The following is a 21507-nucleotide window of genomic DNA, read 5'->3' as shown; positions in this document are numbered from 1 at the left end:
ACGGGGAGAACGACGCACCGGAAAGGACCCGTCAATGACCGCCGCGCTGCACGACGACAACCCGGCGCCGGGCGAGTGGACGACGGACGCCCTCGACCGCCTGCCCGACGACGGCCGCCGCCGTGAACTCCTGGACGGACAACTGATCGTGTCGCCCTCCCCCACGCGACTGCACCAATCCATCGCCGGCCGGCTCATGGCCGCACTGGAAGAGACCTGCCCCGCCGATCTCGACGTCACCCAGGGAGTGGCGGTGCGGATGTCCCGCACCCGGTCCTTCATCCCCGACCTGCTGGTCACCGAGCTCGACGCGGCCACCCGCAACCCCTCGTCCTACCTGCCGAACGAGGTCCTGCTGGTGGTGGAGATCGTCTCGGAGGGTTCGCGCAGCATCGACCGGGTGCTCAAGCCCGCACTCTACGCCGAGGCGGACATTCCCTTCTTCTGGCGGATCGAGACCGAGGCGGGGATCGTGGTGCACGCCCACCGGCTCGACCCGGTGAAGCGCGTCTACGTCGAGCACGCCCGGATGAGCGACGGCATCCTGCTGGCCGACCCGTGGGAGATGGACATCCCGCTCGACCGGATCACGCCCCGCTCCCGCTGAGGGCGCGGGCGGTCGCAGCGGCCCGGTGGCCGTCTCGCCCGCCCACCAGGCCGAACCCGTGAAGATCCGCCATGATGGGACCGAGGACGACTCGGCACACCCTGGGGGCGACATGGGCGAGGACGGCAAGGGCACCGGCGGGAAGTACGTCGAGCCGGGTGAGTTCAAGCGGGACCAGAACTACATCACCACGCGGATCACCGCCGACGGGCGGGACGGCTATCCGGTCGAGCCGGGTCGCTACCGGTTGGTGGTCAGCCGTGCCTGCCCGTGGGCCAACCGTCTGATCATCGTGCGTCGGCTGCTGGGCCTGGAGGACGCCATCTCGATGGGGGTCGCCGGTCCGACGCACGACGCGCGGAGCTGGACCTTCGATCTCGACCCCGACGGACGGGACCCGGTGCTCGGCATCGAGCGCATCCAGGAGGCCTACTTCGCGCGCTACCCGGACTATCCCCGGGGCATCACCGTGCCGGCGATCGTGGACGTGCCCACCGGGCAGGTGGTGACGAACGACTACGCCCGGATGAGCCTGGATCTGTCCACCGAGTGGACCGCGTACCACCGTACCGGTGCTCCGCAGCTCTATCCGGAACACCTGCGCGCCGAGATCGACGAGGTGAACGCGGTGGTCTTCGCCGACGTCAACAACGGCGTCTACCGCTGTGGCTTCGCCGGCAGCCAGGACGCGTACGAGCGGGCGTACCGGCGGCTGTTCGACAGGCTGGACTGGCTCAGTGAGCGACTGGCCGGGCAGCGTTACCTGGTCGGCGACACGATTACCGAGGCCGACGTACGACTGTTCACCACGCTTGTCCGCTTCGATCCGGTGTACCACGGCCACTTCAAGTGCAACCGGCAGAAGCTCAGCGAGATGCCGGTGCTGTGGGCGTACGCGCGGGACCTGTTCACCACGCCCGGCTTCGGTGACACGATCGACTTCGACCACATCAAGCGGCACTACTACGAGGTCCACCGGGACATCAATCCGACGGGCGTGGTGCCACTCGGCCCCGACCTGTCGAACTGGCTCACCCCACACGATCGCGAGGCACTCGGCGGCAGCCCCTTCGGCACCGGCACCCCACCCGAGCCCCCCACCCCCACCGAACGCGTCAACCCCACCCACACCCCCCTCCCCACCCCCTAGCCCCCGCCCACCCGCGCGGGGAGAGGGTGGGGGGTGGGGGTTAGAGGCTTAGAGGGTTAGGCGGATGGTGGCGGTCAGGACGAGTTGGGCCAGGGCGGCGGGGACGAGGACGAGCCAGCAGAGGCGTTGGAGCTGGTCCTCGCGGAGGCGGGGGTAGGAGACCCGGAGCCAGATGATCACGAAGCTGACTGCGGCGACCTTCAGCAGGGTCCAGAGCCAGCCGAGCTGCGCGTCGGCGAACGGGCCCTGCCAACCGCCGAGGAACAGCACTGTGGTGAGCGCGGCGATCACCACGATGCCGACGTACTCGGCAAGCAGCAGGAACGCGAAGCGCAGGCCGGTGTACTCGGTCAGATAGCCGAAGACCAGCTCTGAGTCGGCAACCGGCATGTCGAAGGGGGGCCGGCGGATCTCCGCCAGCCCGGCCACGAAGAAGATGACCATCGCCGGTGCCTGCCAGAGCAGCCACCACGGCTGCCACGCCTCGACGATGCCGGAGAGGCTCAGCGTCCCGGCGGCCATCGCCACCGACGCGGCAGCCAGTACCAGCGGCAGCTCGTAGCCGAGCAGTTGGGCCGCGCCGCGCAGCCCGCCGAGCAGGCTGTACTTGTTTGCCGACGCCCAGGCCGACATGAGCACGGCCAGCACGCCCACACCGACCACCGCGAGTACGAAGAAGAGCCCGACGTCGAGTGGCTGCCCGACCAGGTCGTTCGGGCCGAGCGGGATCACCAGCAGGGCCAACAGGTACGGCACCAGCGCCACCGCCGGAGCCAGCCGGAACACCTGCCGGTCGGCCGCGCGTGGGGTGACGTCCTCCTTCTGGACGAACTTCACCCCGTCGGCGATCAGCTGCGCCCAGCCGTGGAACCCACCCGCGTACATCGGGCCGACTCGGCCCTGCATGTGCGCCATCACCTTGTGCTCCGCCTGCCCGACAAGCAGCGGCAGGACGAGGAAGGCGGCAAGCACTCCGCCGATCCGGATGACAAACTCCAGCCAGAGCGGCATCAGGCCCCACCTCCATCGTCCGGTGTCGGACCATCCGCAGGCGCCGGACCGCCGGGAGCGTCCGGCGCCGGACCGCCGGGGCCGGGCCGAGGCGCCGCCGGCTCCCCGTCGGAGCCGGCGGCCCGGGGGGTACGCGGCCCGCGGGCACCCGGTGCCGGACGGGCCGGGCGCTCCCGGGCCGGGCGGGCCGGGGTGCCGCCACGCGGCCCCTCCCCCACCCCACCAGCACCGGCGGGGGTCGGCACGACTCCCCACTCGCCAGGCGCGGGCACGCCCGGGGGACGGATCGGGCGGCGTCCGCCGCCGGCCTCCGACTCACCCGGTTCCTTCGCACCTGGCCAGGGCTTCGCCACCCGCGAGGCCAGGACGAACTCCTTACGCAACGGATGCCCCTCGAACTCCGGTGGCAGCAGCAGCGGACGCAGGTCGGCGTGCCCGGCGAAGTCGATGCCGAACATCTCGTGGGTTTCCCGCTCGTGCCAGGCGGCACCCGGGTAGACCGCCACCACGGAATCGACTGTGGGTGTCTCGCGAGGCACCCGGGCGCGCAGCAGCACACCGTGCCGGTGCGGGGTGGACCAGAGGTGGGCCACCACGTCGAACCCGTCGGCCAGCTCGTCGACCGCCGACAGCCAGTCGAAGTAGTCACAGGCCAGCTCGGCGTCGTCGCGGGCGGCCAGCAACGCGGCCCGCCAGGCATGCGGGGGTACGTCGACGGTGGCCCGGGAATGGACCTGACCGCCGGAGACCGTCGCGGTGGCCTCGACGGGCGCGAGCAGCGCGACGAGCCGCTGGCCGACCTCTTCCGGTGTCATGCCGCTGATCCTAGGCCCTGGGGCCGGAGTCCTCGGTCGAGCCGAGACGGAGCCAGGCGGCGGCCGCAGCCCGGCCCGGTGCACGCGGGCGGGTGACTCCAGTGGGCTTCGCCCGTGCCGGCCGTGCGCGGCCACCAGTATGGACCCGTGCGCGCTGTGACAGTCATCCCCGGAGTGCCCGGCTCGCTGCGGCTGCTCGACGACTACCCGGAACCGGCCCCCGAGGAGGGACCGATCCTGGTGGAGGCGCTCTCGGTGGGGGTCTGCGGAACCGACATCGAGATCATCGAGGGGCAGTACGGCGAGGCGCCGCCCGGCACCGACCACCTGGTGCTCGGTCACGAGTCACTGGGCCGGGTGCTGGAGGACCCGACCGGCACCCGGCAACCCGGCGATCTGGTGGCGGGGATCGTCCGACACCCCGACCCGATGCCCTGCCCGAACTGCGCGGTGGGCGAGTGGGACATGTGCCGCAACGGCCTGTTCACCGAGCACGGCATCAAGGCGTTGCCGGGCTTCGCCCGCGAGCGCTGGCGGTTGCAGCCCCGCTTCGCCGTGGGACTCGACCCCTCGCTGATCGAGGTGGGCATGCTGCTCGAACCGACGAGCGTGATGGTCAAGGCGTGGGACCACGTCGACCGGATCGGCCTGCGGGCCGAGTGGCAGCCCCGTACCGCGCTGATCACCGGTGCCGGGCCGATCGGCCTGCTCGCCGCGCTGCTGGCCAGCCAGCGAGGTCTCTCCGTGCACGTGCTCGACCTGGCCACCGAGGGCCCGAAGCCGGCGCTCGCCGGCGCGCTCGGGGCTACGTACCACTCCGGACCGCTCGATCAGCTCGACCTCGAACCGGACGTCATCATCGAGTGCACAGGCGCGCCGGTGGTCGTGCTGGAGACGATGTGCAAGGTCGGCCCCAACGGGATCGTCTGCCTGGCCGGGGTGTCCAGCGGCGGCCGGACCATCGACTTCGACGCGGGCGCGCTCAACCGCACCCTCGTCCTGGAGAACAACGTCGTCTTCGGCTCGGTCAACGCCAATCGGCGGCACTGGGAGGGCGCCGCCGAGGCATTGTCCAAGGCCGACCCGGCCTGGCTCGCCTCACTGATCACCCGCCGGGTGCCGCTGGCCGGGTACGCCAGCGCCTACTCCCCCGGACCGCAGGACATCAAGGTCGTCCTCGACTTCCCCGCCTGAACTGCCGGCCGGGCCCCGGTCAGATGCCGGGGAGTCGGCCGTTGCGGAACAGGTCGACGAAGAGCTGGTGATCCTGCCGGGCACGTACGCCGTACGTGTGGGCGAAGTCGACAAGGTGCCCGACGAAGCCGGCGGTGTCCGCGTCGACGGCGGCGACGATGGCCTCCTCGGTCGAATAGTCGACCAGGTCGTGGCTGGACTCGTCGTCGGCCACCGAGTGCATCCGGGCGACCGCCCGTCCCAGGTCGGCGAGCACCCCGGCCAAATCCTCCGGCTCGTTGACGTCCGCCCAGTCGAGGTCTGCCGCGTACGGGGACACCTCGGCGACGAGTTGGCCGACGCCGTCGAGTTCGGTGAAGCCCACCCACGGGTCGGCGTGCGCCTGCAGGGCCCGTTGGGACTCGGCGGTGCGGTGCCCCTGGTGCCGGAAGTAGCCGCGAACCCGTTCGTCGTCGATGTACCGCGCCACCGCCGGCACCTGGGCCTGCTTCATGTAGATGAGGACGTCGTTCTCCAGCGCCTGGGTGTGCCCCTCGAGCAGGAGGTTGTACGACGGCAGTCCGGCCGAGCCGATGCCCACCCCCTTGCGCAGCACCACGTCCTTGATCTGGGTAGCGAGCGGCCGGGCCTCGGCCGTGGCGGCCGGCAGCGTCTCCAGGTACGCCTCGAACGCCGCGCACACCCGCGCCCGCACCTCGCCGTCGATCTCGTACACCCCGTCGCCGAGGGAGAAGCGCCGCTCGTAGTTGTCGATTGTGGTCTGCCCGCGCAGCAGGTCGACGCGGGTGTTCAGGCGGGCCTGCTGGAGCACCCGGCGCAGCACCCCGTCGGCGTTGTCCAGGGTGATCGAGCCGATGGCGTCGTCCCCACCGGCGGCGATGGCCCGCAGTTCGACCAGGTACGCGTTGGCGAAGCAGGTGACCAGGTCGCTGATGACCCGGTCGGAGAGCGCCTTGGTGTAGCCGATCAACGCCACGCTGGCGACGAACCGCCGCAGGTCCCAGGTGAACGGCCCGACGTACGCCTCGTCGAAGTCGTTGACGTTGAAGACGAGCTGGCCGGAGCCGTTCATGTAGGTGCCGAAGTTCTCCGCGTGCAGGTCGCCGTGGATCCAGACCCGGCTGGTCTGCGCGTCCAGGAAACGGTCGTCGGCGAAGTCGCCGCGCTGGTCGGCGTAGAAGAGGCTGGCACTGCCCCGGTAGAAGGCGAACGGCGAGGCGGCCATCTTGCGGAACTTGCGCCGGAAGGCGGCCGGGTCGAGCGCCATCAGGGTGCCGAACTCCTCGGTCAGCACCTCGATGATGAAGGCGGAACGCTCCTCCGCGACGTCGGTCATGATCCGTACGCTAGCGAAGCCTGACCACCCTGGCGGCCAACCGAGCGAACGGTCTCCGCCGACGACCGGACCGCCGCCCAGACACGGCCGGGCACCCGGGTCAGGTGTTCGGCGGGCGTACCGGCGGTGCGGTCAGGGAGGCGACCGAGCGGGGCGGGGCGCCGTCGCGGGGCGGGGCGTCGACAGGTGCGGCGAGTGGGTCGGTGCGGGGCACCCCGCCGATGCCGGACTGCTCGGCGGCGATCTTCTCCTGAAGACGGAGGATGCCGTGCAGCAGCGCCTCCGGCCGAGGTGGGCAGCCGGGCACGTAGACGTCGACCGGGATGAGCTGGTCGACGCCCTTGGTCACCGAGTACGAGTCCCAGTACGGACCACCGCAGTTGGAGCAGGCACCGAACGAGATCACGTACTTCGGCTCGGGCATCTGGTCGTAGAGCCGCTTGATCGCCGGGGCCATCTTGTCGGTGACGGTGCCGGAGACCACCATCAGGTCGGCCTGCCGGGGCCCGTGCGCGAACGGGATCACGCCGAGTCGCATGAAGTCGTGCCGGGACATGCTTGTCGCGATGAACTCGATGGCGCAGCAGGCCAGGCCGAAGTTGAAGACCCAGAGCGAGTAGCGCCGACCCCAGTTGAGCACGAACCGGATCGGCTCACCGAGCACCGCAGGCAGCTGCACGACCGCTCCCCCTCCCGTCCCCGACAGTCAACCACAGCAGCCCGAGGCGGAGGGCCGCCGCCACCGGGCGGCCACCGCGGACCGTGGCGGGCGTTACCTGGCTGAGCGCTACCAGGCCGGACGTTGCAGCAGACTGACGAACTCGACGAGGAGCCGCTCCCGCAGCGCCGGAGGCGCGACGTCCAACAGCGTGTTGACCGGGGCCATCCGGTCCGGCAACCCACCGCCGGGGCCGAGCCCGAGGCCGGCGGCCAGCCCGGCGACGAGGTCGCCGGTGAGCGCCTCCGGTGCCAGGGTGCCGGCCAGGGCCCGCAGCTCCGGCGGCAACCCCACCGGCCCCGCCGCGCGGGCGGCGGTGACCGCGTCGGCCAGGTCATCGCCGAACTCCGCCGCCCGGGGGGCCACCGCGGCGGTCACCGTCAGGTGCACGCTGGGCGGCAGGCCGGCGTACGACAGTTGGGGCTGGGTGTGCCAGCCCCGCACGGCCAACTCGTCGACAAGCACGAACAGGTCCGGCCCGTCCTCGGTGGCGGTGAGGCAGACCACTGTCGACTCCGGCTCGGCGGCCAGCCGCAGCCCGTCGGTGCCGCGTACCGCGTCGGCAAGCGTGCGCACCGCCGCCCAGGTCTGCCGGGTCAGCTCCAGGTAGCCGTCGTCGCCGAGGTGCCGCAGGGTGGCGTACGCGGCGGCGATCGGCCCACCGGAGCGGGTGGAGGAGATCACCGGGTTGATCATGGTGTACCCGGGCCAGTCGGCGTACGCGAAGTACTGCGGGGCGCGCAGCTGCGGATCACGGTGCAGCAGCACCGACACGCCCTTCGGCGCGTACGCGTACTTGTGCAGGTCCACCGAGATCGAGGTGACACCGGGCACCGCGAGGTCGAACGGGGGCACCGGCACGCCGAGGCGCCGCAGGTAGGGCAGGGTCCAGCCGCCGAAGCAGGCATCCACGTGGCAGCGGACCCCGGCGGCGGCGGCCACCTCGGCGATCTGCTCGACCGGGTCCACGACGCCGTGCGCGTACGAGGGTGCGGAGCAGGCGACGAGCACCGTCTCCGGTCGGATCGCGGCGGCGACGTCGGCGGCTGCCGGCCGTAGGGTGGTCGGGTCGACAGGCACGGTGTCGAGCGCCACCCGCAGGTAGTGGGCCGCCTTGGCGAACGCGGCATGGGCGCTGGCCGGTACCACGATCCGGGGTGCCGCGATGTCCGGCCGGGCGTCCCGGGCGGTCTTGACGGCCAGGATGAGCGACTCGGTGCCGCCGCTTGTGACGCTGCCGACGACGTCCGGTGCGCTGGTGTCCGGCCCGCCGCCGAGCAGCCGCGCCGCCGCCGCGACAAGCATGTTCTCCATGGCGAGCAGGGACGGGAAGGCGGTCGGGTCGAGCCCGTTGACGTGGGCGCTCTCCGCGTACGCGGCGGCGGCGAGCGCGTCCAGCCCGGGCACCGCCGGGTCGTAGACGTATGCGAACAGCCGACCGCCGTGGGTCGGCCGATCCGTCGCCCGCAGCTCGCGGATCTCCGCCAGCACCTGCTCCGCCGGCACGCCCTCGTTCGGCAGCGCAGCCCTGCTCTCGTCGATCATGGAGTTGTGGCGCCCTTTCCGTGGTTTCCTGCGGCTTTTGTACCTGCGACAACTGCATGATCGACGGTGGCCGGGGTCGGGGTGGGGGTGGCGAGGCGGGTGGGGGTGAGGTCGTAGGGGCGGAGCAGGAGGGTGGCCAGGCCGATCAGGAGGGCGGGGAGGACCGTGAAGCCGAGCAGGACGCCGAGGCGGGCGGTGTCGGACTGGGTGGCGGCGGTGCCGGTGCTGGAGGAGACGTAGCCGGTGAGGGCGAGCACCAGCCCGTAGATGCCGGGGCCGAGGGCCAGTCCGAAGGTCTCGCCGGCCGTCCACACTCCGGTGAAGACGCCGGCCTGTCGACGCCCGGTACGCGCGGTGTCGTACGCGATGCAGTCCGGGAGCATGGCCAGCGCGAACACCTGCTGCCCGGCGTACCCGACGCCGAGCATCGCGACGAGCAGGTACACCACGACGGCCGGCAGGACCGGTGCGGCGACCAACGCCAGTCCCCCAGCCGACAGGATCAACGACGCCGCCACCAGGGCGGCGAGCTTGCCCACCCGGGCACCCACCCGGGACCAGAGCGGCATCACCACGAGCGCCGGGCCGACGAAGCAGGCGAACAGCACGGTCGGACCTGTCGCCGAGTCCCGCAGCACATGGTCGGCGAAGTACTGGACTCCGGCGAGGATGGTGGCCACTCCGGCGGACTGCACCACGAAGCAGAGCAGCAGTGCCCGGAAAGGCCGGTTGCGGGCCGCGACGGTGAGTTGGGCGCGCAGGCTCGGCTCGCTCTCGCCGACCGCGCCCTGCGGGGCGGACCGGGTGCCGAGGAAGGCACCGACCGCGCCGAGCGCGATCAGGGCGGCCACGAAGACACCCATCCACCGGTGCCCGGGAACTCCTCCGCCGGCCGCGTCGCGCACCAGCGGGGCCACCGCACCGGCGACCAGGATGGCCAGTGCCAGCACCGCGATCCGCCAGGTCATCATCCGGGTACGTTCGGCGTAGTCGCTTGTCAGCTCGGCCGGCATGGCCACGTACGGCACCTGGAAGAAGGCGAACGCGGTAGCGGTGGCCAGGAAGGCGACGGCGACGTACGCCCCGGACGCCGGACCGGCACCGAACGGCGCGGCGAAGATGGCCCCGAAGAGCACGGCCAGCGCCAGCCCGGCGAAGAGCAGATAGGGACGGCGGGCACCCCACCGCGACCGGGTGCGGTCGGAGATCCGCCCGGCGACCGGGTTGACGAGCACGTCCCATGCTTTCGGCAGCAGCACCAGCAGCGCGGCCACGCCGGCGGCGACCCCCAGCGTGTCGGTCAGGTAGGGCAACAGCAGCAGGCCCGGCACGGTGCCGAACGCCCCCGTCGCCAGCGAGCCGAGCGCGTAGCCGGCGTGCACGCCGCGCGGCAGCGCGCCGGCTGCGGCATCCGGGGGCGTGCCCGACGGGACGGCGGCGGTGGTGGCTGCCGGACCGGAGGCGGGCGCGGGCGGGCCGGGGGTGGGAGGTGGGCCGGAGCCACCCGGCGGCGCGATCATGGGGCCGAATATTACTCACGTTATGGCGGCGGTCACACCCCCTGCCCGGGCGACCACGCGGCCGACCGCATGTCCACTCCGCTACCGCGCAACGGTGTCCCCTCGGCGAGCCAACGCGCCCGCGCCTCGCGGGCCAACCGGGGTGGCAGCCCACCGCCCGCGTTCACCACCCGGTGCCACGGGGCCCCACCGCCGTGGCGCGCCATGATCGCCCCGACCAACCGCGCCGACGCCCGTCCGGAGCGTTCTGCCAACGCGTCGGCCAACGCCCCGTACGACATCACCCGGCCGGGCGGGATCCGGTCGGCAAGTTCCAGCACCGCTTCGACGTACTCGTCAGGTGTCACAAGCGGCCAGACTATGGGAACGGCGGCGGGCGACGCCGCGACGACAGCGCAGAATGGGCGGGTGCGCGACGCAGTCACGGCGGCCCGGCGGGTCGTTGTCAAGATCGGGTCCTCCTCGTTGACCACCGCCAGCGGCGGACTGGACGACGGGCGGGTCGACGCGCTCGTCGACGCCCTGGGCCGGCGTGGCGCCGACGGCCGCGAGGTGGTGCTTGTCTCCTCCGGCGCGATCGCCGCCGGTCTCGCCCCGCTCGGCCTGCCCCGGCGACCGCGTGACCTGGCCACCCAGCAGGCCGCCGCGAGTGTCGGCCAGGGCCTGCTGATCGGGCGGTACGCGGCTGCCTTCGCCCGGCACGGCCGCACCGTCGGCCAGGTACTGCTCACCGTCGACGACGTGACCCGGCGGGCCCACTACCGCAACGCGTACCGCACCCTGCGCAAGCTGCTCGACCTGCGGGCGGTGCCGATCGTCAACGAGAACGACACGGTAGCCACCGAGGAAATCCGGTTCGGCGACAACGACCGGCTGGCCGCATTGGTCGCCGCGCTCGTCGACGCCGACCTGCTGGTGCTCCTCTCCGACGTCGACGCGCTCTGGACCGGCGACCCGACCCGACCCGACTCCCGCCGCATCGCCGAGGTACGCGACGAGACGGACCTGGCCGGTGTCCAGATCGGCGGCAGCGGCCGCGCCGGGGTCGGCACCGGCGGCATGGTGACGAAGGTCGAGGCGGCCCGGATCGCCACCGGCTTCGGCATCCCGGTGGTGCTCACCTCCGCCGGCCAGGCGGCTGCCGCGCTGGCCGGGGAGCCGGTCGGCACCTTCTTCCACCCGAGCCTCCGACGACCCGCCGCCCGGCTGTTCTGGCTCGCCCACGCCACCGCGCCCCGGGGCCGGCTGCACCTCGACCCCGGGGCGGTCGCCGCCGTGGTGGGCCGACGAAAGTCGCTGCTACCGGCCGGGATCACCGCCGTCGACGGGGCATTCACCGCAGGCGACCCGGTCGACCTCGTCGACACCTCCGGCGCACCGGTGGCCCGGGGGCTTGTGAACTACGACGCGATCGAGCTGCCCGGCCTGCTCGGGCGCTCCACCGCCGACCTTGCCGCGGCGCTCGGCCCGGCGTACGAACGAGAGGTCGTCCACCGCGACGACCTGGTGCTGCTGTGAACCGCCCCGAACCGGGCCGACATCTGAGGAGTGGGACATGAGCGTGAGCGAGCAGGCCCGTCGGGCGCGAACGGCGGCAGAGACGCTTGCCGTCGCGACGCGTACCGCCAAGGACGCCGCGCTGCACGCGATGGCCGACGCGCTCGTGGCGCGTACACCGGAGATCCTGGCCGCGAACGGCGCGGACCTGGCGGCCGGACGCGACGCCGGGCTGAGCGCGGCCGTGCTGGACCGGCTCGCCCTCGACGAGGGGCGGATGGCCGGCATCGCCGACGCGCTGCGCCAGATGGCCGCGTTGCCCGACCCGGTGGGCGAGGTGGTCCGCGGCTCGACCCTGCCCAACGGGCTGGAGCTGCGGCAGATCCGGGTGCCGTTCGGCGTGGTCGGCGTCATCTACGAGGGTCGGCCCAACGTGACTGTGGACGCCGCCGGGATCTGCCTGAAGGCCGGTAACGCGGCGCTGCTGCGCGGCTCCTCCTCGGCCGCGCACTCCAATGTCGCCCTGGTCGCGGTGCTGCGGGACGCGCTCGACGAGGCCGGTCTGCCGGCGGACGCGGTGCAGCTCGTCGACGCCAGCACCCGTGACTCGGTCAAGGAGCTGATGCGGGCCCGGGGCCTGGTCGACGTGCTGATCCCACGCGGCGGCGCGTCGCTGATCCGCACCGTGGTCGAGGACTCGACAGTGCCGGTGATCGAGACCGGGGTGGGCAACTGCCACGTCTACGTGGACGCCGCCGCCGACGTGTCGATGGCTGTCGCGATCACTCTCAACGCGAAGACGCAGCGGCTGTCCACCTGCAACACCGCCGAGTCGCTGCTGGTGCACGCCGACATCGCCGACGCTTTCCTGCCTGCTGCGCTTGCCGCGTTCGCCGAGGCCGGGGTGACAGTGCACGGCGACGCGCGGGTCGCGGCGTACTCCGACGCGGTGGTCCCGGCCACCGACGCGGACTTCGGCACCGAGTACCTGGCCGCGGACATCTCCGCCGCCGTCGTCGACTCACTCGACGCGGCGGTCACGCACATCCGGCGGTACGGCAGCGGTCACACCGAGGCGATCGTCACCGACTCGCAGTCGGCCGCCCGGGAGTTCGTGGCCCGGGTCGATTCGGCGGCCGTGATGGTCAACGCCTCCACCCGGTTCACCGACGGCGGCGAGTTCGGCTTCGGTGCCGAGATCGGCATCTCCACCCAGAAGCTGCACGCCCGCGGCCCCATGGGCCTCCCCGAACTGACGAGCACCAAGTACGTGGTAACCGGCACCGGCCACCTCCGCACCTGACCCGCACCCGCCCTCCACCTTCCCTCGTTGATCATGAGGTTAGCCGTGCCGGTAAGCGCTCTCCGTACCGCTAACCTCATGATCAACACCGGACAGGGGTGCGCGGAGGCCGGGGGTGGGGGTCAGCGGAAGGCGCGGATTACGGAGAGGGTGGCGTGTACGTCGAACTGGTGGCCGTCGTCGCTGCTCCAGCCGCCGTCGCTGCGCTGGGTCTCGGTGAGCCGGCGTCGGGCGGCGACGAGCGTCCACTCCTGATTGTCGACGCCGACCCGGCGCAGCGTCACGGCGAGCCAGGCGGCGTCGGCCGCCGACGCCTGCGGTAGCCGCTCCGCCAGCACCGCCTTGATCTGCGCCGACTCGTAGAACATCTGCTGCCGGTGCAGGACTGCCGCGCTGAGCCAACCGGCGGCCAGGAAGGACGGCCAACTACCATCCGGGCGCAGTTGGGCGGCGAGGGCCTGGCTGGCGGCGTACACCACCCCGGCGTACGCCCCGCCGACCCGGTGATCCAACGGCCCGGCGGCCCGCGCGTCCAGCCCCGCCACGGTGAGCCAGAAGGCCGCGTTGGCGGTCAGATACAGCCGGGCCTCCGGGTCACCCGGACGCGCCCACTCCGGTGCGGAGTCCGCGAGGGCCTGATCCTCCTCCCAGCAGCCGTCACGCTGCTGACCGGCGGCAAGCCAGTCCAACGCCCGACGGGCGCTCGGGCGGCCCAGCGCCCCCAGGTCATCGAGTTCGGCGAGGCGGAAGCAGGTCGCGTCGACCGAGGCGACCTCCTCGCCCCAGGACGCCGGCCAGCCGCCGCCGAGCGTCTGCCCGACCTCGGCGCTGTCGAGCACCTCCGGCGGTGGCTGCGTGCCCGTGCGCAACCAGGACAGCCGGGCACGCTCCACCGTGTCTCCGTGAGCTACCACGAACCCGATCGCGGCGTCGATGTCGACCACGGCGGCCACGCTACCGGCGCAAACGCGATCCCGCCTCAGGAGGACGGATAGGTGAGATCCGACCGACGGCGGGGTGGCGGCGAAGGGCCTCTCCCCCATGGACTCGGCGGAGAGGCCCTCGGCCGTCGATCAGTACGCGGGCAGCGAGGGATCGATCTGCTTGATCCAGGAGAGCACTCCGCCCTGCACGTGCACCGCGTCGCGGAAACCGGCCGCCTTCAACGCGGCAAGCGCATCCGCGGAGCGGACACCGGACTTGCAGTGCAGCACGATCTGCCGGTCCTGCGGGAGCTTGGACAGCGCCTCACCGGAGAGGATCTCCCCCTTGGGGATCAGGGTGGCGCCGGGGATACGGACGATCTCGTACTCGGCCGGCTCCCGGACGTCGACGAGGAAGATGTCCTTGCCGGCGTCCTGCCACTCCTTCAGCTCGGACGCGGTGATCGTCGCGTCCACCACCGCCTCCTGGGCCTCCACCGACACCGCACCGCAGAAGTCCTCGTAGTCCTCCATCAGATCGGTGAGCGTCGGGTTCTCGCCGCAGAGCACGCAGTTCGGGTCCTTGCGGACCTTGATCTTGCGGTAGCTCATCTCCAGGGCGTCGTAGACCATCAGCCGGCCGACAAGCGGCTCACCGATGCCGGCGAGCAACTTGATCGCCTCGTTGACCTGGATCGAACCGATCGAGGCGCAGAGCACACCGAGGACGCCGCCCTCGGCGCAGGAGGGGACCATGCCCGGCGGCGGCGGCTCCGGGTAGAGGCAGCGGTAGCAGGGGCCGTGCTCGGCCCAGAACACCGAGGCCTGGCCGTCGAACCGGTAGATCGACCCCCAGACGTACGGCTTGCCGAGCAGCACCGCCGCGTCATTGACCATGTACCGGGTGGCGAAGTTGTCGGTGCCGTCGACGATCAGGTCGTACTCGGCGAAGATCTCGCGGACGTTGTCCCGGTCCAGCGCGGTGTTGTGGATCTCGACGTTCACCAGCGGGTTGATCTCGCGGATGCTCGCCGCAGCCGACTCGGCCTTGGACCGGCCGATGTCGGAGACGCCGTGGATGATCTGGCGCTGGAGGTTTGACTCGTCGACGGTGTCGAAGTCGATGATCCCCAGCGTGCCGACCCCGGCCGCGGCCAGGTACATCAGGGCGGGAGAGCCGAGACCACCGGCACCGACACACAGCACCCGGGCGTTCTTCAGCCGCTTCTGCCCGGTGACCCCGACATCGGGGATGATCAGGTGGCGCGAGTAGCGGCGGATCTCGTCAACGGTCAGCTCGGCGGCGGGTTCGACGAGCGGGGGCAGCGACACGGTGGACTCCCCGGGATCGATGTGGTGGACAACCGGGCCATTGTCGCTCGCCGACGTGCCCATCGACCATGAGCAGGGACACGTCGCCCGTTATGCGGGAGCGGGAATACCCGACGGGCCGGTGACGCCTGCCGCCGTGGTCAGCCGATCAGCTCCCCGACGTGCCGGCGCCCGTCGAGGATCGGCCAGGCGTTCGGCAGGCAGCCGTCCAGGCCGTACGTCTGCTGCTGCATGACCGGTGCCGGGCCCCCCGGCACCGGACACGCCTCGTGCCCCTCCCCGAACTCGTGTCCGACCTCATGGTTGATCACGTACGCCCGGTAGACCTCCAGCGGTGCGCCGTAGTCCGGCACCGCCTCCAGCCAGCGGGCGAGGTTGATGATCACCTGCCCGGGTAGCCGGCACGAGGTGTAGCCCTCCGTGCTCAGTCCCCCCTCGGCGCACATCGCCTCCGAGGTGCGCGGGGTGGCCAGGTAGACGGTGAAGTCCGCCGGTTCCGCCTCGGCGACCCGCTGCACGCGTAGTTGGCCCGTGCCGATCCAGCTGCGCGGATCGGCCAGCACCACGTCGACCTCGGCGGCGAAGGCCGCCGGATCCTGACCGGCGCCCTCTTCCACGGCGACCTGGTAGCGGGCCACCGGACCGGCCTCGCCGTGCACTGGCGATTCGTCACCGGCCACCGCGAAGCTGCCGGCACCCACCCACGGGTACCGGCTCGGCCCGGCCCGCTCGTCGCCCCCCGCCCCGTACGCGATCCGGTCGCCGAAACCCTGCTCCGGCTCGGCCACCCGCTGACCGGCCCGCCCCAACAGCACCGCTGCGGTGACGGCCAGCACCAGCACCATGCCCAGGGTCACGGCCGTCCGGTGCGGTACCGCAGGCACTCCGGGTTCGGGTGGAGGTTCCGGGCGATCAGGTCTGCGCCAAAGGGGTGAAGAGGGCATGACGCCATGGTCGCACCCTATTCCGGCACATCACCGCATTTTTGTCGGTCGGCTGCCGCTCAGAGTGGCGGCCCCGCATACCGCCGGCCGTCCAGGTACGGCCACGGATTGGCGACGCACCCCTTGAGGAAGAGGGTCTGCTGCATCATCACGGGTGCCGGCTCGCCACGCCCCGGGCAGCGCTCGTGCCGGTTACCCAACTCGTGGCCGACCTCATGATTGATCACGTACGTCCGGTAGAGCGACAGCGGCACGTCCGCCTCGACGAAGTGCGGCACCGACAGTCGCCACCGGTCCAGGTTGATAATCACCTTTCCGGGCGCCCGGCAGGAGGTGTACGGCCTGCCACCGACCCGGATGTCCACACCGCCGGCAGCACACATCCGGCCCGCCGTACCGGCCGTGGCCAGGTAGACGGTGAAGTCGTGACGAGCGGTGCCGCCGACCTGCCGCAACCGCAGCCGCCCGCTGTCCACCCAACTGCCCGGACCGGCCAGCGCCGTCCGCACCGCCAGGGCGAACTCGCCCGCGTCCACGCCGGAGCCCGACTCCACGGCCACCCGGTACCGCCGGACGCCGCCGGCCGTGCCCAGCACCGGGCCGGTCCCGTCGTCGTAGCCGAACCGACCCGGGCCACGCGACGGAATCGAACCCGGCTCCTGCAGGACCGGCGCCTCGGGCGACGGGGAGACGTCCACCGGCGACGGCGTCGGCGACTCCACGGGAGTCAGGGACGGCGGAGTCACGGCCGACGCGGAGGCCACCGGGGCGACCTCCTCGGCCACCCCCGAGCCCATCCCGGCGCCACCGGCCACCATCGCCACCGCAGCACCGACGGCGGCCACCAGCACCGCCACCCGGATTAGCCCACCCGGCCCGGACCGCCGTCGCCGCCCCCCGCCACCGGCCGGCCCGGTCAGGTCCGCCGCCCGATCATGGTCGGCGACCCTCCGTCGGATGGCGTGACGGCCAGCGGAGCGCGCCGATCGACGACGGCTACCAGGGCTGTGCACCCGGTCATCCTGCCAGGTCCGCCCGGCGGGCGGGTTCCCCCGTCTCGGCGAGCAGCCCCAGCACGGCCCGGGCCACCAGGCGCGGCACCTCCAGTTGGGCCACGTGACCGACACCATTGATCATCAGTAGTCGACTGTCCGGGATCACCCGGGCGGTCTGCGGCGCCACCCGCACGTCGACAAGCCGGTCCTGCCGTCCCCCGATGACAAGTGACGGGGCACGGACCGCACCGGCCATCCGCCACAGCGACCCCGACCCCGGCAGGTACGACCGCACGAAGCTGGACACCAGACCCCGGAAGGTACGCACGTACGCCGCCGCGTAGTGCTCCGCCTCGTAGCGGACCCGGATCTCCTCAAGCGCCTCGCGTCGTCGCTGATCGCAGATCCGGCTGAGATCCGCCACGCACGCCTCCATCACCTGCTGGGCCATCACCTCCGGCGTCAGTTGGGCCAGCCGCCAGGCGGCCACCCGTTCGCTGCGGGGGATGGCCAGCAGCGGCAGCATCCGCCCCTGCAACGACCTGCGGAAGTCCAGGAACGGCAGGGCCGGCGAAACCAGGGTCAGCGTCCGGACCAGATCCGGCCGGAGCGCGGCCACCCGTACCGAGATCGCGCCGCCGAGCGAGTTGCCGAACAGGTGCACCGGCCCACGATCGGCGTGCTCGATCCAGCGGATCACCCGGTCCGCGAAGACCGACACCGTGTACCGCCGGCCCGGCTCGCTCCGACCGAAGCCGGGCAGGTCGATCGCCTGACCGTCCAGCCGGTCGGCGAGCAGCCCCGCCAGGTCGGTCCAGTTCTGCGACGAGCCGCCCAGGCCGTGCACGTACAGGGCCGGCTCGGCGTCCGGGCGGGTGGCCGGCGTCTCCCGGACGTAGGTGACGACCCCGTCGAGTCGTACCTCGCGCCCCGGCCAGGGCGGTGGGACCGAGTGAGCGGGCAACAGCCGTTCGGGCCAGAGGGTGGCAGGCTTCACCGTTCCAGTCTGCCTGGAACGGTTCACGCCAGCAGCGCCTCCAGTCGACGATTGACCGCGGCCAGGGTCGCCCGCACCACCGCCTGCCGTGGATCGCCGGCCACCAGGGCGGAACCGGCCAACTGCTCGACCCACCCGTCGCAAACCAGCAGCACCACGACGGTGGCCACCTCACAGTTGCCGAAGGGCACCACCGCCGCATGCTCCACGAAGCACCGTCCACGTTCCGCGGTGGGGACCGCGGCGTAGAGCAGCTCGTCGATGGCCGCCGCTGCCGCGACGCCACACAGTCGCAGCACGAACCCGTCCACCGCTGGCCCGGTGGCGTGCCCCGAGGCGTTGTGGTCCCCCGCGACCAGCCGGACCTCGACGGTGGCGTCGAGGCCGAACGTGCTCACCTGGACGTGGTCGAGGACCACCCGGGGGCCAGGCACGCCGCCGGTGTCCAGCGGTCGCGACGGCGCGGACTCGGTGGTGGTGAGTTGCCCGCCGGAATAGGAGGCGCCCAACGTCACCGGACTGCCCGACGCACCCGACTCGTCCACGACCGCCCGACCCCGGTTCGGCGTCGGTGACTGTCGGCGTCGCCGGATGGTCTCCGGCACCGTCTCCGGCCGGCTCGGGGAAGTCTCCGTCCGGGTGCCGCCGGGCCGGGCCGCCGGACGCCGTGGCTCGGCGACCGGACGGGTTTCAGCCGCCTCGCTCCGACCCTCCGGCGCGCGGCGACGCACCGGCCCGGCGGGGACGCCGGGCAGGCCGCGCGGTGCCGCCGCCAACCCCATCCGTTCCTGCAACAGGCGGGCGACCTGCCGACTCACCTCGGCCGGGTCGGCCCCGTCAGCAAGGTCGAGGCGCAGGCTGTGAGCCCCGGCGGGGGTACGCCGCAGGGCAGCGTCGCGGACGCCCTCGACGCCTCGGACAGCGGCGAGGATGGCGTTGACGTCGAAGCCCTCCGGCCGGTCCCGTAGCGGGGCCGGCTCGTCCTCACGGCGCAGATGGGTGGCGATCCGGGCGAGTTCCGGGGTTTCGGCGGGTGGCTCCACAGCTGGCGGCTCCGGCACGACGGGCACGTCCGGTTCGGCGGGGACGCGCTGCGGCAACACCGCCGTGGTGCTGTCCCGCGGACGGTCACCGGCCGGCTCGGTCGGCGGGACCGGATCCGGCGCGGAGCGGCGTGCCGCGTAGGGGGCTGCACCCGTCGGGACTGGCGCAGCGGGAGTGTGGTCGCGGCGGCCGGGCTCAGCCGTGACCTGGTCGGTCGGGGCCGCCCCGGCGGTCGGGGCCGGCGGGGCGGGAGCCGGTGCGGGCGCGGGTGTCGGCTCGTCCGGGACCGGCCGCAGCCGGAACGGTCGATACCCGGGAGGGTCGGCGGCCGACCGGGCCTCGGTTACCTGTGGCGTCGGGCCGGGCTCGGGTGTCTCCCGCCGGCTCGGCGGGTCAGGCGGTGCGCTTGTGGTGAGGGCGGTCGGCCGGCTGCTGGCCGGTGGCGCGCTCGTCGGGTCGACGGCACCGGACGACGCGCCGGCCGGTGGAGAACTGGCCGGACGCAGCGCCCACGGCAGGCGCTCGTCTGTCGGTTGGCCGCCGGACCGGTTCCCCCACGGCGGAGGCTCCTCGTGTCGCGTACCCCAGGGCAGGCCCTCGCTCGCCGGTGCGCCACTGACCGGCGGCAACGCCCACGACGGGCGCTCCTCGGCCGGCGGCACCTCGGCGGCGCGTGCCCAGGACGGGCGCTCCTCGGCCGGCGGCACCTCGGGCGTGCGCGCCCACGACGGACGTTGCTGAGCCGGGGCGGCGCTCGTCGGACCGTCGCTTACCGGCGGCAACGCCCAGGACGGACGGTCCTCGGTAGGCGGGAGGTCGGCCGAGCGAGCCCACGAGGGACGCGGCTGGGCCGGTGGTGTGCTGGTCGGATCGACGACCGCCGGCTGGTCGGCCGGCTCGGACGCGGTGGGCGTCTGCCCTTCGGGAGTGGGCTCCCCATCCCTGCGCGGTTCGTACGGGCGGGGCCGCTCGGCACGTACCGGCTCGTACGGTCGGGTCGGCTCGGCCCGTACCGGCTCGTACGGTCGGCTGGGCTCACTCGCCCAGTTCCGGGCCGGCACCTCACCGGACCGGCGATCGGCGGACTCGCTCTCGTCGCGCGCCCACGGCGGTGCCCAGTCGCTGGCCGGGCCGGGCTGTGCCCAACTGGGCCGGTCCGCGTCCGGGCCGTCTCCGGACCGTTCGGCGGTCGGCGCGTGCAGGCCGGGCGGCATCTCGAAGCCGGAGGCGGCGGTGCCGACCGGCGGCACCTGCATGGCCGGGGGTGACGAGGTCGGTAGACCCGGGCCGGAGGTGACCGGCTGCTCACCGGCCGGGACCGGGCGGGGCGCCGGTACGACGAGCCGGTCCTTGCCGGGGTCCTGCCCCGGAGCGGGCAGGCCGGGCGGCGCACTGACCGGGGCGTGCCGCCCGGCGGGCGAGTGGTCCGCGACGGGGCTGCCGTTCACCTGGTGGCCGTTGACGTGGTTGCCGTTGACCCGGGCGGGCCGCTCGGGCTCCGCCTGCTCACCGACGGGAGCGGGCAGGTCGGCGTGGCGTGACGAGGCGGTGGCCCAACCGGCCGGAGACTCGAACCTGGGGCTGGTCGTGCCGGAACCCGGCACCATCTCCGGACCCCACGACCAGTCGGTCGGCGGCGGGGCCCACCCGTTGCCGGAACGGGCCAGGTCATCGCGCTGACCCGTCCCGTCGCCGTGCTCTCCCGGGGTGGCGGCACCGGGTTGCCCTGTTTCACTCACCGCGCGCTCCTTGGTCGCCCCCGCTGAGGCTACCGTGTGGCGACAGTGGCGATAAGTTACAGCGGCGGGCCAATTCCGCGAGGGGCCACGAGGCCCCGACCGGTTCGGGTGAAATGCCGGCCCGTACGACAACCTCGGAGGTTCCCATGACCGCTGTGGGGAACGGCGCCCAGACCGCCGGCCGACCCACGCGCCTGCCCCGTTCGGCGCGCCGTAAGCAGCTACTCGCCGCTGCTCAGGAGGTGTTCGTCGCGCAGGGCTACCACGCTGCGGCCATGGACGACATCGCCGAGCGGGCCGGGGTCTCCAAGCCGGTGCTGTACCAGCACTTCCCCGGCAAGATGGAGCTGTATCTCGCGCTGCTCGACACGCACTGTGACGCGATCGTCGCCAAGGTGCACGACGCCATGGCGAGCACCACCGACAACAAGGAGCGGGTCAGCGCGTCGGTGCGGGCGTACTTCGACTTCGTCGACCACGAGAGTGAAGCCTTCCGGCTGGTCTTCGAGTCGGATCTGCGCAACGAGCCGGCCGTGCGGCAGCGCGTGGAGCGGGTCGAGCAGGGCTGCATCGCGGCGATCACCGACACGATCATCTCCGACACCGGAGTCAGCCGGGCCCACGCCGAGCTGCTCGCCTCGGGTCTGGTGGGCGCGGCCGAGACTGCCGCGCAGTTCTGGTTGGCCGGTGGCCGCCAGGTGCCCAAGGCCGAGGCCGAGGCGCTGGTCGCGGCGCTGTCCTGGCGGGGCATCGCCAGCTTCCCCCTGCAAGGTGAGTCAGCCTGAACTTCGACCTCGTGATCGGATAGCCTTCGCAGGGCGGCCATTCCGCCCGATG

General features: G+C 72.6%; 19 protein-coding genes. 6 read left to right on the top strand and 13 right to left on the bottom strand.

Annotation, left to right across the window (positions count from 1 at the left end):
- Window positions 1-34 precede the first annotated feature (34 nt).
- Together Van01_RS04260 and Van01_RS04255 are read left to right on the top strand one after the other, a co-directional pair.
- Window positions 35-607: a Uma2 family endonuclease gene (locus Van01_RS04260; RefSeq protein WP_204000168.1), complete on the top strand. Its 573-nt coding sequence runs from the start codon at window positions 35-37 to the stop codon at window positions 605-607.
- Between the two features lie 112 nt (window positions 608-719).
- Window positions 720-1757 carry a glutathione S-transferase family protein gene (locus Van01_RS04255; protein WP_204000164.1) on the top strand — a complete coding sequence of 346 codons (1038 nt, stop codon included), beginning with the start codon at window positions 720-722 and terminating at the stop codon, window positions 1755-1757.
- 48 nt (window positions 1758-1805) lie between these two features.
- Here the strand turns inward: Van01_RS04255 and Van01_RS04250 are convergent, their stop codons facing one another.
- Window positions 1806-2768 carry a complex I subunit 1/NuoH family protein gene (locus Van01_RS04250; RefSeq protein WP_204000161.1) on the bottom strand — a complete coding sequence of 321 codons (963 nt, stop codon included), beginning with the start codon at window positions 2766-2768 and terminating at the stop codon, window positions 1806-1808.
- A complete protein-coding gene (locus tag Van01_RS04245; protein WP_204000158.1) occupies window positions 2768-3583 on the bottom strand; it encodes an NADH-quinone oxidoreductase subunit C in 816 nt (271 codons plus the stop codon). Before Van01_RS04245 ends, Van01_RS04250 begins: the two co-directional genes overlap by 1 nt.
- Window positions 3584-3730: 147 nt before the next feature.
- On the opposite strand from Van01_RS04245, the gene Van01_RS04240 reads away from it, so the two are divergent.
- On the top strand, window positions 3731-4777 hold the full coding sequence (locus tag Van01_RS04240; protein WP_204000155.1) for a glucose 1-dehydrogenase: 1047 nt from the start codon (window positions 3731-3733) through the stop codon (window positions 4775-4777).
- A gap of 19 nt (window positions 4778-4796) precedes the next feature.
- Here the strand turns inward: Van01_RS04240 and Van01_RS04235 are convergent, their stop codons facing one another.
- From Van01_RS04235 to Van01_RS04215, 5 genes are all read right to left on the bottom strand, one after another.
- Entirely contained in the window at window positions 4797-6113 is a 1317-nt protein-coding gene (locus Van01_RS04235; RefSeq protein WP_099849528.1) for a DUF2252 domain-containing protein, read from the bottom strand.
- 100 nt (window positions 6114-6213) lie between these two features.
- Window positions 6214-6792 carry an NADH-quinone oxidoreductase subunit B gene (locus tag Van01_RS04230; protein ID WP_204000152.1) on the bottom strand — a complete coding sequence of 193 codons (579 nt, stop codon included), beginning with the start codon at window positions 6790-6792 and terminating at the stop codon, window positions 6214-6216.
- 108 nt (window positions 6793-6900) lie between these two features.
- Window positions 6901-8376 (bottom strand): pyridoxal phosphate-dependent decarboxylase family protein, encoded by a 1476-nt coding sequence (locus Van01_RS04225; protein ID WP_204000149.1) that lies wholly within the window; start codon window positions 8374-8376, stop codon window positions 6901-6903.
- A complete protein-coding gene (locus Van01_RS04220; protein WP_204000146.1) occupies window positions 8373-9896 on the bottom strand; it encodes an MFS transporter in 1524 nt (507 codons plus the stop codon). The genes Van01_RS04225 and Van01_RS04220 overlap by 4 nt, the downstream gene beginning before the upstream one ends.
- 32 nt (window positions 9897-9928) lie before the next feature.
- Complete coding sequence (locus Van01_RS04215; protein WP_204000143.1) at window positions 9929-10243, bottom strand: MGMT family protein; 315 nt, start codon at window positions 10241-10243, stop codon at window positions 9929-9931.
- A 61-nt stretch (window positions 10244-10304) separates the two neighbouring features.
- On the opposite strand from Van01_RS04215, the gene proB reads away from it, so the two are divergent.
- The gene (proB, locus tag Van01_RS04210) at window positions 10305-11414 is read left to right on the top strand and encodes a glutamate 5-kinase (RefSeq protein ID WP_204000140.1); all 1110 of its coding nucleotides are present in this window, start codon (window positions 10305-10307) and stop codon (window positions 11412-11414) included.
- Window positions 11415-11451: 37 nt separating this feature from the next.
- The gene (locus tag Van01_RS04205) at window positions 11452-12696 is read left to right on the top strand and encodes a glutamate-5-semialdehyde dehydrogenase (RefSeq protein ID WP_204000137.1); all 1245 of its coding nucleotides are present in this window, start codon (window positions 11452-11454) and stop codon (window positions 12694-12696) included.
- Between the two features lie 122 nt (window positions 12697-12818).
- Here the strand turns inward: Van01_RS04205 and Van01_RS04200 are convergent, their stop codons facing one another.
- The 6 genes from Van01_RS04200 to Van01_RS04175 form a co-directional block, all read right to left on the bottom strand.
- Entirely contained in the window at window positions 12819-13739 is a 921-nt protein-coding gene (locus Van01_RS04200; protein ID WP_204000134.1) for a prenyltransferase/squalene oxidase repeat-containing protein, read from the bottom strand.
- Between the two features lie 30 nt (window positions 13740-13769).
- Entirely contained in the window at window positions 13770-14951 is a 1182-nt protein-coding gene (moeZ, locus tag Van01_RS04195; protein WP_204000131.1) for an adenylyltransferase/sulfurtransferase MoeZ, read from the bottom strand.
- Between the two features lie 140 nt (window positions 14952-15091).
- Window positions 15092-15808, bottom strand: coding sequence for a DUF3152 domain-containing protein (locus Van01_RS04190; RefSeq protein WP_239098841.1), 717 nt, complete (start codon window positions 15806-15808; stop codon window positions 15092-15094).
- A 146-nt stretch (window positions 15809-15954) separates the two neighbouring features.
- Window positions 15955-16746, bottom strand: a complete 792-nt coding sequence (locus Van01_RS04185) for a DUF3152 domain-containing protein (protein WP_373306207.1) — start codon at window positions 16744-16746, stop codon at window positions 15955-15957.
- Window positions 16747-16912: 166 nt separating this feature from the next.
- Window positions 16913-17887 carry an alpha/beta fold hydrolase gene (locus tag Van01_RS04180; RefSeq protein ID WP_204000125.1) on the bottom strand — a complete coding sequence of 325 codons (975 nt, stop codon included), beginning with the start codon at window positions 17885-17887 and terminating at the stop codon, window positions 16913-16915.
- 23 nt (window positions 17888-17910) lie between these two features.
- Window positions 17911-20670: a hypothetical protein gene (locus Van01_RS04175; protein WP_204000122.1), complete on the bottom strand. Its 2760-nt coding sequence runs from the start codon at window positions 20668-20670 to the stop codon at window positions 17911-17913.
- Window positions 20671-20816: 146 nt separating this feature from the next.
- On the opposite strand from Van01_RS04175, the gene Van01_RS04170 reads away from it, so the two are divergent.
- Window positions 20817-21455 carry a TetR/AcrR family transcriptional regulator gene (locus tag Van01_RS04170; RefSeq protein ID WP_131302398.1) on the top strand — a complete coding sequence of 213 codons (639 nt, stop codon included), beginning with the start codon at window positions 20817-20819 and terminating at the stop codon, window positions 21453-21455.
- Window positions 21456-21507: the final 52 nt, after the last annotated feature.

The sequence above is a fragment of the Micromonospora andamanensis genome, assembly GCF_016863495.1.
GTDB classification, from domain to species: Bacteria; Actinomycetota; Actinomycetes; order Mycobacteriales; family Micromonosporaceae; genus Micromonospora; species Micromonospora andamanensis.
Note: the sequence above shows the minus strand (reverse complement) of the source record. Positions and strands in the feature narration are given on the sequence as shown.

Coding starts and splice junctions, on each gene's coding strand:
- Van01_RS04205 (WP_204000137.1), top strand. CDS start 11,452: ATGAGCGTGAGCGAGCAGGCCCGTCGGGCGCGAACGGCGGCAGAGACG.
- Van01_RS04250 (WP_204000161.1), bottom strand. CDS start 2,768: ATGCCGCTCTGGCTGGAGTTTGTCATCCGGATCGGCGGAGTGCTTGCC.
- Van01_RS04245 (WP_204000158.1), bottom strand. CDS start 3,583: ATGACACCGGAAGAGGTCGGCCAGCGGCTCGTCGCGCTGCTCGCGCCC.
- Van01_RS04225 (WP_204000149.1), bottom strand. CDS start 8,376: ATGATCGACGAGAGCAGGGCTGCGCTGCCGAACGAGGGCGTGCCGGCG.
- Van01_RS04220 (WP_204000146.1), bottom strand. CDS start 9,896: ATGATCGCGCCGCCGGGTGGCTCCGGCCCACCTCCCACCCCCGGCCCG.
- Van01_RS04200 (WP_204000134.1), bottom strand. CDS start 13,739: ATGGGGGAGAGGCCCTTCGCCGCCACCCCGCCGTCGGTCGGATCTCAC.
- Van01_RS04170 (WP_131302398.1), top strand. CDS start 20,817: ATGACCGCTGTGGGGAACGGCGCCCAGACCGCCGGCCGACCCACGCGC.
- Van01_RS04260 (WP_204000168.1), top strand. CDS start 35: ATGACCGCCGCGCTGCACGACGACAACCCGGCGCCGGGCGAGTGGACG.
- Van01_RS04235 (WP_099849528.1), bottom strand. CDS start 6,113: ATGACCGACGTCGCGGAGGAGCGTTCCGCCTTCATCATCGAGGTGCTG.
- Van01_RS04255 (WP_204000164.1), top strand. CDS start 720: ATGGGCGAGGACGGCAAGGGCACCGGCGGGAAGTACGTCGAGCCGGGT.